Raw genomic sequence first — 13,015 nt, 5'->3', positions numbered from 1 at the left:
GTGTCTCTCAGCTTGTCAGCACACGCCACGCCATACGCAGCGCGACGATCAAAAGGAAAACGCCAAATGCGACACCCAGATGACGCTTCGACAATTTGTGCGCGAGCGCGGCGCCCCAGGGCGCTGAAATCCAGGTCATCGGCGCGATCAGCAGGAAGCCGATCCAGTTGACATAGCCAAGGCTTCCCATCGGCAGCCGCGGATCGCCCCAGCCGCCGAGGATATAGCCGATCGTGCCGGGAATGCTGATCAGCAGCCCGAACAGCGAAGCGGTCCCGACCGCGCGGTGAATGGGATAGCTGCACAGCGTCAGGATCGGAACCGTCAGCGTCCCCCCGCCGATGCCCATCATCGAGGAGGTCGTGCCGATCGCCAGCGGCATCGTCTGCGCCGCGACCCCGCCTGGAACCTGCTTTGCGAAGGTGAAGTGATCGAGCGGCAGCAGCATCTTGGCCGCGACGAGGAAGGCCACCACGGCGAACACCGCGGAAAGCACGACGCTCTGGACATGCGATGCGATCAGCGTGCCCAGCACCGCGCCGAGCAGGATCGCGACGCCCCATCTGCGCGCGAGGTCGCCATCGACCGCGCCCTTCTTTGCGTGTGCGCGCGACGAGGAGATCGAGGTCGGTATGATTGTCGCAAGCGAGGTCGCGACCGCGACGTGCATGCGGATCGCAGGATCGACGCCCAATATGCCCAATGTCGTATCGAGGATCGGCACCACGACAATGCCGCCACCGACACCGAGCAACCCCGCGATCACACCGCCGACCAGCCCCGTCGCCGCCATCGCGACCGCCATCATCACCAAGGACGAAATATCCATGCCCCGCTCCCTTTTCCGATTCCGGACAGGGTGCGCGCTAGCCGCTCGACCTCCACAGGAAACCTATAAAGACGGCGCCCGGTTATTCGCTTTCGGCATAGTGACGGCGGCCGACACTATGCCATTCCGCAATAACGGGCCGCCGCAATACTATATTTCGGTGATACGCAGCCCGCTTATGCTCGACCCGATTCCAGACGGGGAGACACAAGGGCGTGACGCGTAATGTGGGTATTGCCGGCTTCGGCACGATCGGCGCCGTGGTCGCGAAAAGGCTGGCGGAGGGATTGCCGGGGCTGACGCTTGCCGCGATCAGCTCGGGCCGTCGCGAGGTCGCGGAGAAGCGCGCGCACGAGCTCGGCCTTTCAGTTCCGATCGTCTCGCCGATCGAGCTCGCGTCGCGCTGCGACATTATCGTCGAATGCGCACCGACCGCCGCCTTCCTGTCGATCGCCGAGCCCGCGCTCACCGCGGGGCGCACGCTCGTCACCGTTAGCGGCGCGGCGATCCTCGAGCACCCCGAGATCGTCGACAAGGCGCGTGCGGGCAATGGCCAGATCGTCCTCGCGACCGGCGCGCTGCTCGGCCTCGACGCGGTGCGCGCGGCGGCCGAGGGCAATATCCATTCGGTCCGCATGGTCACGCGCAAGCCGCCCAAGTCGCTGCGTACCGCCAAGCATGTCGTCGAGAATAGCATCAGCCTCGACAACCTCGCCGAACCGCTGCTGCTCTTCCGCGGCAGCGCGCGCGAAGGCGCCCGCGCCTTCCCGTCGAACGTCAATGTCGCGGCCGCGCTTGGGCTCGCGGGCATCGGGGCGGATCGCACCGAGCTCGAGATCTGGGCCGATCCCACCCGGACGCGCAATTGCCACCGCATCGACGTCGATGCCGACAGCGCGCGCTTCGGCCTCGAGATCGAGAACATCCCTACCGACGAGAACCCCGGCACCGGCCGCATCACCGCGCTCAGCATGATCGCTGCGCTGCGCGGGCTCGCAGCGCCACTGCGCGTCGGCACCTGATTTACAGAAAGGAAGACCCATGACCGTTCATCTGAAGCACGTCGCCATCGCCTCGGCGGATCCCGACAACGCCGCCAAGTTCTTCGTCGAGGTCCTCGGCTGGACGATCGCGGGCCGTGTCGATAGCCGCAATGCGCTCGGCTATTACGTCACCGACGGCACGATCAACATCGCGCTCCTCAACTTCAAGAACCGTCCCGCTGCTGGCATGGAGTTCCCCGAGGGCTATACCGGACTCCACCATCTCGGCTTTCAGTGCGAGGATATCGAGGATATCGTCGATCGCTTCGAAAACTCGGGCTTTGCGCCGCGCCACGACGTCAATATAGCGCAAGGGCTGGGCATGAACCCCGCCAAGGACAATGCCGAGTACAAGATGACCGGACCCGAGGGCGTGATGATCGACGTTTCCGAACGCGGCTGGGTGGGCACCGCCACCTACAAGGCAAAGACGGCCTGAGCACAATGATGGCAACGGCTCCCGTGCTCCCCACCGATCTGACGCGCGACGCCGCACTGGCGCTCGATGCCGCCGACCCGCTTGGCGCTTTCATCGACGAGTTCCAGCTCCCCCGGGGCGTTGTCTATCTGAACGGCAATTCGCTCGGCCCCAGCCCCAAGGCGGCGATCGCGCGCGTCACCGAGGCGGCGGCCGAGGAATGGAGCACGGGATTGGTCACGAGCTGGAACCGCGCGGGCTGGTTCCAACTTCCCTATCGGCTGGGCGACCGGATCGCGGGGTTAATCGGTGCCGAGGCGGGTGAGGTTGTGATGACCGACAGCACCAGCCTCAACCTGTTCCGCATCGTCGCAGCCGCGCTCGCGATGCGCCCCGACCGGCGCGTCATTGTGATGGAAGGATCGAATTTTCCGACCGACAATTACGTCATCCAGGGGCTGATCGAGACGCTGGGCCGCGGCCATGTCATCCGCTTCGCCGAGAAGAACGAGATCGCTTCCGCGATCGGACCCGATGTCGCCGCGGTCGTGCTGACGCAGGTGCATTACAAGAGCAGCCATATCCTCGACATGGCCGCGATCACCGCACAGGCGCACGCCGTCGGCGCGCTCGCGGTCTGGGATCTGTGCCACAGCGCTGGCGCGATCCCCGTCGATCTCAATGGCTGCAATGTCGATTTCGCGGTGGGCTGCACCTACAAGTATCTCAACGGCGGCCCGGGCAGCCCCGCCTTCCAGTTCGCCGCTAAGCGCCATCACGAGGCGATGACCCAGCCGCTCACCGGCTGGTGGGGGCATGGCGCGCCCTTCGCCTTCGAGCGCGACTATGCCCCGGCATCGGGCATCGGACGGATGCTCACGGGCACGCAGCCGATATTGAGCATGGTCGCGGCCGAAGCAGGGCTCGATATCGCCGAGCGCGCGGGCGTCGGTGCGGCACGCGAAAAGTCGCGCGCATTGGGCAAGCTCTTCCAGGATCTCGTCGAAGCACGATTGGGCGATGCCGGCTTCACGCTCGGCGGCCCCGCCCAGACCGATGATCGCGGCGGGCACATCGCGCTCGAACACGTCAATGGCTATCCGATCATGAAGGCGCTGATCAGTCGCGGCGTGATCGGCGATTTTCGCGCGCCGACCACGATGCGCTTCGGCTTCTCCCCGCTCTATCTGCGCTATGCCGATATCTGGGATGCGGTCGATATCCTGGTCGCCACGATGGAGACCGGACTGTGGCGCGATCCCGCCTTCGCCGCGGTCGAGGCGGTCACCTGATCGCTATTTCGCCGCCTCAAGATCGGCGACGCTCTCCGCCGCCACGCGCCTGAGCATGGCAAGGAAATAGTTGGTCGCGGGCGAGGTATCCCCGCCCGAGCGCAGCGTAACGCCGATCGGGCCATAGCCGATGTCGAAATTGACGGGCAGCCGCACCAGGTCGGGTTGCGCATCCGCCACCTGATAAGGGACAGCGGCGACCATGTCGGTCTCGCGCAGGATCGTGTAGTTGGCGAGGATCGAGACCGATTCCACCGCGCGCACGGGCAGTTCCAGCTTCGCCTTGCGAAAGCTCTGTTCGAGCTGGCGTCTGAGCGAAGTCTCGGGCGGCGGCATGATCCATTCCTGCGCCTGAAGATCCGCGAGCTTCACCACCGACAGTTCGGCGAGCGGATGCCCCTTGCGCACCACGATCGAGACGGGCTCCTCATAGAGCACCTCCTGGACCAGCCCCTCGCGCTCGCGGAATTCGGGGAGTCGCCCGACCACCAGATCGAGATCGCCGACGCGCAGCATCGGCATCAGCTTGTCATTGGTCCCCTCGACCAATGAGACTGTGATCCCCGGCCGCTCGCGCTTCAGTGCGACGATACTGCGCGGAAGCAGGCTTGGCGCGGCCGCGAGCAGCGTGCCCACCGCGATCTTCCCCGTCGTCCCCTCGCGCAGTGACAACAGTTCCTCGCTGGCGTGGCGCACCTGCGACAGGATCAGCTTGGCGTGGCGGATGATGACGTCGCCATAGAGCGTCGGCGTCACCCCGCGCGACGAGCGCTCGAAGAGCTGCATGTCGAGCGTCGCCTCGAGATCGCGGATCATCTTGGTCGCCGCGGGCTGCGCGACGTTGAGCAACGTCGCTGCGCGCAGGATGTTGCGCTGCTCGCCCACCGCGATCAGCAATTTGAGCTGCCTGAGCTTCAATCGGGCGAGCAGCCGGTTCTCCACCACCTGTGTCGATCGCTCGCTCGCCGCCATCCTCACCCTATCACATTTGCGTTATACGAAGGCCTCAAAATATTATTTTCGCATTATAAACACAATCCATAGTTTCGGCCGCATCAAACGAGAATTGCCGCTGGAAACCGCATGACCGCCCCCCATCCCTACCCTTTCGCCGGACGCATTCTCCCCAACTATGTCGACGGCGCTTTCGTGGAGGCTGGAGAACGTTTTCCGGTCATCAATCCCGTCACGGGGGCCACGATCGGCGAAGTCGCGCTCGCCGACAAAGCCACCGTCGATGCTGCGGTGCATGCCGCGCGGCGCGCGCTGAAGGGGCCATGGGCGCGGATGACGCTCGCCGAGCGCACCGCGATGCTGGTGAAGATTGCCGACGCGATCGAGGCGCGCTTCGACGATTTCGTCGCTGCCGAGATCGCCGACACGGGCAAGTCGATCCTGCAGGCGACCAGGATCGATATTCCGCGCGGTGCCGCCAATTTCCGCAGCTTTGCCGCGCTTGCTCAGGCGCGCTCGACGCAATGCTTCGAAAGCGACACGCCTGATGGGCTCGGTGCGATCAACTACAGCATCGCACGCCCGCTAGGCGTTGTCGCGGTGGTGTCTCCGTGGAACCTGCCGCTGCTGCTCCTCACCTGGAAGGTGGCGCCAGCGCTCGCCTGCGGCAACACCGTGGTCGCCAAGCCGTCGGAGGAAACCCCCTCGACCGCGACGCTGCTGGCAGAAGTGATGGATCAGGTCGGACTGCCCAAGGGCGTGTTCAACCTCGTCCACGGCTTTGGCGGCAATTCGACAGGCGAATGGCTGGTCAGCCACCCCGACATAGACGCGATCACCTTCACCGGCGAGTCCGCGACGGGCTCTGCGATCATGCGCGGCGCCGCCGCTGACGTGAAGCCGATCTCCTTCGAGCTTGGCGGCAAGAACGCTGCGATCGTGTTCGAGGACGCCGATTTCGAAGCCGCGATCGCGGGCACGATGCGATCGGTCTTCTCCAATTGCGGGCAGGTCTGCCTGTGTTCGGAGCGCGTCTATGTCCAGCGTCCGATCTTCGATCGCTTCGTCCACGAACTCGCCGCGCGCGCCAGGGCGCTCAGGATCGGCAATCCGTTCGACGGCGCCGATATGGGCCCGCTGATCTCGGCACAGCACCGCGACAAGGTGCTCGGCTATTACAAGCTCGCGGTCGAAGAAGGCGCCACGGTCGTCACCGGCGGCGGTGTGCCGCAATTCGGCAACGATCTCGATCAGGGCAGCTTTGTCGAGCCGACCATCTTTACCGGTCTATCGGACGACGCCCGCTGCGTGCGCGAGGAGATTTTCGGGCCCGTCTGCCATATCGCCCCCTTCGACACTGAAGAGGAGGTGATCGAACGCGCCAATGACTCGCGCTACGGCCTCGCTTCGGCGGTGTGGACGAGCGACGTCAAGCGCGCGCACCGCGTCGCACGCCAGCTCGAGGTCGGCGTCGTCTGGGTCAATGACTGGTTCCTGCGCGATCTCCGCACGCCCTTTGGCGGGGTGAAGCTCTCGGGCATCGGCCGCGAGGGCGGCGAGCATTCGCTCGCCTTTTATTCCGAACCCATGAACATCTGCATCAAGCTGTGAGCGCGTCCATGTCTCCAATCGAACAGGTCGCCGAAGCGCTTCGCACCGCGGAAAGCAGCGGCACCCCCTGCGCGCCGATCGCGTCGCTGCTGCCGGCAGGCAACCTCGCCGCCGCCTATCAGGCGCAGGAGATCAACACGCGCGCCGCGCTCGCCGCGGGCCGCCGGCTCGTCGGTCGCAAGATCGGGCTCACCTCCAGCTCGGTCCAAACGCAGCTCGGCGTCGACCAGCCCGATTACGGGATGCTCTTTGCGGACATGGCATGGGACGACTGCGCCGAAGTGCCGATCGACGCGGTGCTCCAGCCCAAGGTTGAGGCCGAGGTCGCGCTGGTGCTTGACCGCGACCTTCCGCATGAACGCCACACGATCGCGGACATCATCTGCGCGACGGCCTATGCGCTCCCGTGCATCGAGATTGTCGGCAGCCGCATCGCCGACTGGAAGATCGGCATCCTCGACACCATCGCCGACAACGCTTCTTCTGGCGCGTTCGTGCTCGGCACCTCGCCGCGCAAGCTTTCCGATTTCGATCTCAGGCTCTGCGGCATGGTGCTCGAAGCCAATGGCCAGACCGTATCCTCGGGCGCGGGCCGCGCGTGTCTCGGCAATCCGCTGAACGCTGCGCGCTGGCTGGCCGACGTGATGGTGGCTTCGGGCCGTCCCTTGGGCGCAGGCGACATCATCCTGACCGGTGCGCTCGGCCCCATGACTGCGGTGCAGGCAAGCGATACGATCGACGTGCGCATCAACGGACTTGGCAGCGTCTCCGTACGCTTCGGCAAGGGAACGCGCGCATGACCGGCAAGACGAAAGTCGCGATCATCGGATCGGGCAATATCGGCACCGACCTGATGATCAAGATCATGCGCCTTTCCGACACGCTCGAAATGGGCGCGTTCGTCGGCATCGATCCCGAATCCGAAGGCCTGAAGCGCGCCGAACGCATGGGTGTGCCCGTGACTGCCGGCGGCATTGAGGGCCTGATCGCGCTGCCCGGCTTCGATGATATCGGGATCGTGTTCGACGCGACCTCGGCGGGCGCGCACGCGAGGCACGACGCAGTGCTGAAGGCGCATGGCAAGACCGTGATCGACCTGACGCCCGCCGCGATCGGCCCGTATGTCATCCCGCCCGTCAATGGCGACGCGCATCTGGGTGCGGCGAACGTCAACATGGTGACGTGCGGCGGACAGGCGACGATTCCGATCGTCGCCGCGATCAACCGCGTCGCCAAGGTGCATTATGGCGAGATCGTCGCCTCGATCGCGTCGAAGAGCGCCGGCCCCGGCACGCGCGCCAATATCGACGAGTTCACCGAAACAACGTCGAAAGCGATCGAGGTGATCGGCGGCGCCACGCGCGGCAAGGCGATCATCGTGCTCAATCCCGCCGAACCGCCGCTCATCATGCGCGACACCGTTTTCTGCCTGACCGAGGATGGCAACCGCGACGCGATCACCGCTTCGGTCGAGGCGATGGTTGCCGAGGTGCAATCCTATGCCCCCGGCTATCGGCTGAAACAGGCGGTACAGTTCGAGCATATCGGTTCCAACGCACCGCTGCATATTCCAGAGATGGACGGCAATTTTACAGGGCTGAAGGTCAGCGTCTTCCTCGAGGTCGAGGGGGCGGCACATTATCTCCCCGCCTATGCAGGCAATCTCGACATCATGACCTCCGCCGCGCTCAGGACCGCCGAGAAGATCGCGGCGCGCAAGAAGGAAAGGATCGCAGCATGAGTTTCGATCCGACCACGACCAAGCTCTACATCCAGGACGTCACGCTGCGCGATGGCATGCACGCGATCCGGCACCAGTACGGTCTCGATCATGTCGTGAAGATCGCAAAGGCGCTCGATACAGCGAAAGTCGACGCGATCGAGGTGGCGCATGGCGACGGACTTGCGGGTTCGAGCTTCAACTATGGCTTTGGCGCGCATACCGATTGGGACTGGATCGGCGCGGTTGCCGAGGTGCTTGAGCACAGCGTGCTCACCACGCTGCTGCTCCCCGGGATCGGCACCGTCCACGATCTGAAGCGCGCGTATGACATGGGTGTGCGTTCGGTGCGTATCGCAACGCACTGCACCGAGGCCGATGTCGCCAAACAGCATATCGAGGCCGCGCGCAATCTCGGCATGGATGTGTCCGGCTTCCTGATGATGAGCCACATGGTTGCGCCCGATGTGCTCGCCGGTCAGGCGCTCCTCATGGAGAGCTATGGTGCACACTGCGTCTACGTCACCGACAGCGGCGGCGCGCTCGATATGGACGGGGTTCGCGCGCGGTTCGAAGCCTATGACCGCGTGCTCAAGCCCGAAACCCAGCGCGGCATCCACGCGCATCACAATCTCTCGCTGGGCGTCGCCAACTCGGTGATTGCGGTGCAGCAGGGCGCGATCCGCATCGACGCGAGTCTCGCGGGCATGGGCGCGGGCGCGGGCAACGCACCGCTGGAGGTCTTCATAGCCGCCGCCGACCGCAAGGGCTGGAACCATGGCTGCGATTTGATGATGCTGATGGATGCCGCGGAGGATCTCGTGCGCCCGCTCCAGGATCGCCCCGTCCGCGTCGATCGCGAGACGCTCTCGCTGGGTTATGCGGGCGTCTATTCCTCCTTCCTGCGCCACGCGGAAAAGGCGGCCGCCGACCACGGCCTCGATACCCGCGCCATCCTCGTCGAACTCGGCAAACGCCGCATGGTCGGCGGGCAGGAAGACATGATCACCGATGTCGCGCTAGACATGGTCAAGCAAAGGGAAAGTGCGTGATGCCGGACCTCGACCTTATCGCCGAACGGCTCGACACCGCAGCCGTCACCGCGCGCGCGACCGCGCAGATCACCGCCGAGCATCCCGGTTTCGCGCTTGAGGACGCCTATGCGGTCCAGCACCGCCTGATCGAGCGCCGCCTTGCGCGCGGCGAGCGGATCGTAGGCGTGAAGATGGGCTTCACCAGCCGCGCCAAGATGGTGCAGATGGGTGTCTCCGATCTCATCTGGGGCCGCCTCACCGACGCGATGCAGATCGCCGATGACGGCGTGCTCGACATCGGTCGCTTCGTCCATCCGCGCATCGAGCCCGAGATCGCCTTCCGCCTCAAGTCGCGCCTCGCGGGCCCAATCAGCTCGGCCGAGGCCTTCGCCGCGATCGCGGCGGTCGCCCCCGCGATGGAGGTGATCGACAGCCGCTATGCCGATTTCCGCTTCGCGCTCTCCGACGTAGTGGCGGACAATTCCTCGTCCTCGGCCTTCGTCATCGGCACCTGGCAGGAGCCCTTTGGCGACCTCTCCAATCTCGGCATGACGATGAGCCTCGATGGCCGCGCGGTGCAGTTTGGCTCGACCGGCGCGATCCTCGGCAATCCCGTGCGCTCGCTGGTCGAGGCAGCTCGCCTCGCCGCGCAATCGGGGCTCGCGCTTGAAGCGGGCTGGACCGTGCTCTGCGGTGCCGCCACGCCTGCTGAGGCACTGCGCCCCGGCATCCATGTTCGCCTCGAAGCCGAACGGCTCGGCCGCGTCGACCTCCATGTCGCGGGGGAGCGAGCATGAGCAACGGATGCGTCATCCCCGGCAAGGCGACGCCGCGCGGCGCCTTCCCGCATTATCGCCGCGCGGGCGATTTCATCTTCGTCTCGGGCACCAGTTCGCGCCGCGCGGACAACAGCATCGCAGGCGCGGAGGCCGACGGCTTCGGCGCAACAACGCTCGACATCCGCGAACAGACGCGCGCGGTGATCGGGAATATCCGCGACATCCTGGCCGACGCAGGGGCGTCGCTCGCCGACGTCGTCGACGTGGGCGTGTTCCTCGTCAACATGAACGACTTCAAGGGTTTCAACGAAACCTATGCCGAATATTTCGGCACGGATGGGCCAACGCGAACGACGGTCGCGGTTCACCAGCTCCCCCATCCCCATCTCCTGATCGAGATCAAGGCAACCGCTTACGCGCCCGTTGCGCGCGGGCAGAACGGCAAGGCAGACTGAGATGCTGACATACGGCCTCCCCTTCAATTTTCAGGCGTGGATCGAGCAACATCGCGATCTGCTGAAGCCCCCCGTCGGCAACGCGCAGATCTGGCAGAATGCCGACTTCATCGTAACGATCGTCGGCGGGCCCAATGCGCGCACCGACTATCATGTCGATCCGTGCGAGGAGTTCTTCTACCAGATGCAGGGCGACATGAACCTGCGCCTCTGGGAGAATGGGAGCCCACGCGACCTGCCGATCCGCGAGGGCGACATCTTCCTGCTGCCCCCGGGCGTGCCGCACTCGCCACAGCGCCCGGTGCCGGGCAGCATCGGCCTCGTCATTGAGCGCCAGCGCCCCGAAGGCATGCTCGATGCCTTTCAATGGTATTGCGACGATTGCGGCGAAATCGTCCACCGCGTCGAGGTCCAGCTCAAGAGCATCGTCGCCGACCTGCCGCCGCTCTTCCAGCGCTTCTACGATAGCGAGGAACTGCGCACTTGCGGCGCCTGCGGCACCGTCCATCCCGGCAAGGCCTGAGACAAGACCATGACCTTCGCAGTCGATATTCACAGCCATTTTCTGCCTGAAAAATGGCCCGACCTCGCCGAGCGTTTCGGCACGCCCGACTGGCCCTGGATGAAGCAGTTGGGCGGCGGCAAGGCGATGCTGATGCTGGGCGACAAGGAATTCCGCCCCGTGCTTAACGATTGCTGGGACGGCGCGCGCCGAATCGAGGCGATGGACGCGCACGGCATCGACGTTCAGGTGATGTCGGCCACGCCGCTGCTTTTCGCCTATGGCCGCCCGCCCGAGCAGGCTGCAGAGGTGGCACGGCTGTTCAACAGCGCCGCGCGCGAGATCTGCGCGCACGATCCGAAGCGTCTCAAGTCGCTATGCCAGGTGCCGCTGCAGGACACCGACCGCGCCTGCGCCGAGCTCGATCGTGCGATGACGGAGGGTCATATCGGCGTTCAGATCGGTAATCATGTCGATGACCGCAATCTCGATGATGCAGGGATCATCACTTTCCTGCATCACTGCGCCGATGTCGGCGCCGCAGTGCTCGTCCACCCATGGGACATGATGGCGCAGCAGCGCATGCCCAGATACATGATGTCCTGGCTCGTCGGCATGCCCGCCGAAACGCAGCTCTCGATCCTGTCGCTCATATTGTCGGGCGCGTTCGAGAAGCTGCCCCGCAACCTGCGGATCTGCTTCGCGCATGGCGGCGGCAGCTTCGCCTTCCTGCTCGGCCGTGTCGACAATGCGTGGCGGCACCGCGACATCGTTCGCGTCGATTGCCCCAACCCGCCCTCGAGCTACACCGATCGCTTCTACGTCGATTCCGCGGTGTTCAACGAGGATGCGCTCGCCATGCTCGTCAAGGTGATGGGCGAGGACCGCGTGGTGCTCGGCTCCGACTACCCCTTCCCGCTCGGCGAGCAGATCGTCGGTCAGATGATCCGCGAAGATCAGGCGATCAGTCCCAGCCTGCGCGCCAAGCTGATGGGCACCAACGCCGCGCGCCTGTTCAATCTGAACGGCACAGGCCCGACATCTCCCGAAACGCTCTGAGCACGATGTAAAAAAGAACCAGCCGGCGCGTTCCCGTCCATCTCTTTTTGCTTGGTTCGAACTACTTCCAGCGGCGCGTGCCCGAGGTCGCCGATCCTGATCTTCAAGATGTGACAGCCGCGAAGCTTTCTGTCGATCGCAAGGTCGAACAATGCGCGATCGCGCAGTCTGCGATGGCCATCGAGAAAGAAGCGGATCGCCAGACGTCTCGCGGTTTCAGCGGGCACCTCGTTCCGATGATCTGGCCTGCATTCCACGGGCGCCTCTTGCGCAACGGGATCGAAATCTGAAAGTCCCATTGTCGATCTCCTTCATTCGGGACAGGGCCAACTGCGATCGTGTCGCAAAATTCCGCAGCGAACGGTCGACTTTCCTGCACCTGCAATCATCGATTTTCAGAAAGTCAGGCTGAGACAATGGAACCGGCATTCGCCGTGACCAATTTTCCAAAAGCAAATCCATGGCCTGTCGCGATCGTACTGGCGCAGAAATGCAGCCAGTTCTAGCGCCAGCGGTCAAAGGTCCCCGGCGGCTGCTTTCGAAGCGCATCCCGCAACTCGATCATCGGGCCCTGTGCCTCGGTGATGCCGCCCAGCGCTGGCCGGTCGATATCCATGATCAGCAGTAGCGACATGACCATGAGTATGAAGAGGAATCCCGCGACGACGATGCCGCGCGACCCGATCAGCACATAGCCGAGGACACCTGCGGTCACCACGACATAGATCACAAGAACGACGAACACCTCGGCCGGTACGCGCACCTGTCGCGCGGCTTTGCGCGATGCGTCGAGATCGATGACCTCGTTGACGGTATCGAGCAGCGAGCTCGAGAAATGCTTGTTGCTTACGCTGTCGAACGCGGCGGCAGTCGCCGACCACAGGTCGGTCAGCAGCCGGTCATTTCTTTCGAGAAGCGACTTCGTGTTGGCCGGTTTCGCTGTCCCGAGCGCAACGCGATTCTCGGTATAGGCCAGCAATATGCCGGACATGCGCGACCGGTGTGGATCTTCAAGCAACTGCGAACGCAGATAGCTTGTGCCGATTGCATTGGCTTCCTGCAGCACAAGCGAACGCCGCGTTTCGAATCGATCGACCGCCAGCGCGAAGGTGAAGCCAAGCAGCAAGGCAAGCAGCCCGAGCACCGCGGAGACGACATAGCCTTCCTGGCTGCCCTCGTCCTTGTCGCCGGTCCTCCGCCTTTCGCGGTATCTGCGGCCGAAATATCCGATGAATGCGGCCAGGCACATCGCCAGCAGCAGCAACACGCCCAACATCAGGGTTGGTGTATTCTCCATCCACTGCCCGAATGCGATCATG

The 13,015-nt window shown here is 64.4% G+C and carries 15 protein-coding genes; 12 read left to right on the top strand and 3 right to left on the bottom strand.

From position 1 onward, the window contains the following. Positions 1–7 precede the first annotated feature (7 nt). Positions 8–829, bottom strand: coding sequence for a sulfite exporter TauE/SafE family protein (locus D3876_RS00120; protein WP_238475164.1), 822 nt, complete (start codon positions 827–829; stop codon positions 8–10). 215 nt (positions 830–1,044) lie between these two features. Here D3876_RS00120 and D3876_RS00115 point away from each other — a divergent pair, with 215 nt between their 5' ends. Genes D3876_RS00115 through kynU form a run of 3 tightly spaced genes read left to right on the top strand, consistent with a single transcriptional unit; the run spans position 1,045 to position 3,582 of the window. Further along, positions 1,045–1,851, top strand: a complete 807-nt coding sequence (locus tag D3876_RS00115) for an aspartate dehydrogenase (RefSeq protein ID WP_119759117.1) — start codon at positions 1,045–1,047, stop codon at positions 1,849–1,851. A gap of 19 nt (positions 1,852–1,870) precedes the next feature. Next, entirely contained in the window at positions 1,871–2,311 is a 441-nt protein-coding gene (locus D3876_RS00110) for a VOC family protein (RefSeq protein ID WP_119759116.1), read from the top strand. A gap of 8 nt (positions 2,312–2,319) precedes the next feature. Next, entirely contained in the window at positions 2,320–3,582 is a 1,263-nt protein-coding gene (gene kynU / locus D3876_RS00105) for a kynureninase (RefSeq protein WP_119759115.1), read from the top strand. A 3-nt stretch (positions 3,583–3,585) separates the two neighbouring features. Here the strand turns inward: kynU and D3876_RS00100 are convergent, their stop codons facing one another. Next, positions 3,586–4,554 (bottom strand): LysR family transcriptional regulator, encoded by a 969-nt coding sequence (locus D3876_RS00100; RefSeq protein WP_119759114.1) that lies wholly within the window; start codon positions 4,552–4,554, stop codon positions 3,586–3,588. A gap of 111 nt (positions 4,555–4,665) precedes the next feature. Between D3876_RS00100 and D3876_RS00095 the strand changes: the two genes are divergently transcribed. The 9 genes from D3876_RS00095 to D3876_RS21100 all read left to right on the top strand — a co-directional run bounded on the left by D3876_RS00095 (position 4,666) and on the right by D3876_RS21100 (position 11,986). Beyond that, positions 4,666–6,147, top strand: a complete 1,482-nt coding sequence (locus D3876_RS00095) for a 2-hydroxymuconic semialdehyde dehydrogenase (RefSeq protein ID WP_119759113.1) — start codon at positions 4,666–4,668, stop codon at positions 6,145–6,147. An 8-nt stretch (positions 6,148–6,155) separates the two neighbouring features. Beyond that, positions 6,156–6,947, top strand: coding sequence for a 2-keto-4-pentenoate hydratase (locus D3876_RS00090; protein WP_119759112.1), 792 nt, complete (start codon positions 6,156–6,158; stop codon positions 6,945–6,947). Further along, on the top strand, positions 6,944–7,888 hold the full coding sequence (locus D3876_RS00085) for an acetaldehyde dehydrogenase (acetylating) (RefSeq protein WP_119759111.1): 945 nt from the start codon (positions 6,944–6,946) through the stop codon (positions 7,886–7,888). The genes D3876_RS00090 and D3876_RS00085 overlap by 4 nt, the downstream gene beginning before the upstream one ends. Continuing rightward, positions 7,885–8,919 carry a 4-hydroxy-2-oxovalerate aldolase gene (dmpG, locus tag D3876_RS00080; RefSeq protein ID WP_119759110.1) on the top strand — a complete coding sequence of 345 codons (1,035 nt, stop codon included), beginning with the start codon at positions 7,885–7,887 and terminating at the stop codon, positions 8,917–8,919. The genes D3876_RS00085 and dmpG overlap by 4 nt, the downstream gene beginning before the upstream one ends. Further along, positions 8,919–9,698, top strand: a complete 780-nt coding sequence (locus D3876_RS00075) for a 2-keto-4-pentenoate hydratase (protein WP_119759109.1) — start codon at positions 8,919–8,921, stop codon at positions 9,696–9,698. Before dmpG ends, D3876_RS00075 begins: the two co-directional genes overlap by 1 nt. Beyond that, positions 9,695–10,135 (top strand): RidA family protein, encoded by a 441-nt coding sequence (locus D3876_RS00070; protein WP_119759108.1) that lies wholly within the window; start codon positions 9,695–9,697, stop codon positions 10,133–10,135. The genes D3876_RS00075 and D3876_RS00070 overlap by 4 nt, the downstream gene beginning before the upstream one ends. Before the next feature lies 1 nt (position 10,136). Then, a complete protein-coding gene (locus D3876_RS00065; protein ID WP_119759107.1) occupies positions 10,137–10,658 on the top strand; it encodes a 3-hydroxyanthranilate 3,4-dioxygenase in 522 nt (173 codons plus the stop codon). Positions 10,659–10,667: 9 nt separating this feature from the next. After that, complete coding sequence (locus D3876_RS00060; protein ID WP_119759106.1) at positions 10,668–11,696, top strand: amidohydrolase family protein; 1,029 nt, start codon at positions 10,668–10,670, stop codon at positions 11,694–11,696. 77 nt (positions 11,697–11,773) lie between these two features. Next, on the top strand, positions 11,774–11,986 hold the full coding sequence (locus tag D3876_RS21100; protein ID WP_182911811.1) for a hypothetical protein: 213 nt from the start codon (positions 11,774–11,776) through the stop codon (positions 11,984–11,986). 212 nt (positions 11,987–12,198) lie between these two features. On the opposite strand, the gene D3876_RS00050 is transcribed toward D3876_RS21100, so the two are convergent. Beyond that, positions 12,199–13,014, bottom strand: coding sequence for a bestrophin-like domain (locus tag D3876_RS00050; protein WP_119759134.1), 816 nt, complete (start codon positions 13,012–13,014; stop codon positions 12,199–12,201). Position 13,015: the final 1 nt, after the last annotated feature.

The sequence above is a fragment of the Sphingomonas cavernae genome, assembly GCF_003590775.1.
In the GTDB taxonomy this organism is placed as follows: Bacteria; Pseudomonadota; Alphaproteobacteria; order Sphingomonadales; family Sphingomonadaceae; genus Sphingobium_A; species Sphingobium_A cavernae.
Note: the sequence above shows the minus strand (reverse complement) of the source record. Positions and strands in the feature narration are given on the sequence as shown.

Bases quoted from the DNA above. Each gene is read 5' to 3' on its own strand.
- D3876_RS00085 (WP_119759111.1), top strand. From the start codon at position 6,944: ATGACCGGCAAGACGAAAGTCGCGATCATCGGATCGGGCAATATCGGC.
- kynU (WP_119759115.1), top strand. From the start codon at position 2,320: ATGGCAACGGCTCCCGTGCTCCCCACCGATCTGACGCGCGACGCCGCA.
- D3876_RS00095 (WP_119759113.1), top strand. From the start codon at position 4,666: ATGACCGCCCCCCATCCCTACCCTTTCGCCGGACGCATTCTCCCCAAC.
- D3876_RS00060 (WP_119759106.1), top strand. From the start codon at position 10,668: ATGACCTTCGCAGTCGATATTCACAGCCATTTTCTGCCTGAAAAATGG.
- D3876_RS00100 (WP_119759114.1), bottom strand. From the start codon at position 4,554: ATGGCGGCGAGCGAGCGATCGACACAGGTGGTGGAGAACCGGCTGCTC.
- dmpG (WP_119759110.1), top strand. From the start codon at position 7,885: ATGAGTTTCGATCCGACCACGACCAAGCTCTACATCCAGGACGTCACG.
- D3876_RS00065 (WP_119759107.1), top strand. From the start codon at position 10,137: ATGCTGACATACGGCCTCCCCTTCAATTTTCAGGCGTGGATCGAGCAA.
- D3876_RS00070 (WP_119759108.1), top strand. From the start codon at position 9,695: ATGAGCAACGGATGCGTCATCCCCGGCAAGGCGACGCCGCGCGGCGCC.
- D3876_RS00120 (WP_238475164.1), bottom strand. From the start codon at position 829: ATGGATATTTCGTCCTTGGTGATGATGGCGGTCGCGATGGCGGCGACG.
- D3876_RS00050 (WP_119759134.1), bottom strand. From the start codon at position 13,014: ATGATCGCATTCGGGCAGTGGATGGAGAATACACCAACCCTGATGTTG.
- D3876_RS00090 (WP_119759112.1), top strand. From the start codon at position 6,156: ATGTCTCCAATCGAACAGGTCGCCGAAGCGCTTCGCACCGCGGAAAGC.
- D3876_RS00110 (WP_119759116.1), top strand. From the start codon at position 1,871: ATGACCGTTCATCTGAAGCACGTCGCCATCGCCTCGGCGGATCCCGAC.
- D3876_RS00075 (WP_119759109.1), top strand. From the start codon at position 8,919: ATGCCGGACCTCGACCTTATCGCCGAACGGCTCGACACCGCAGCCGTC.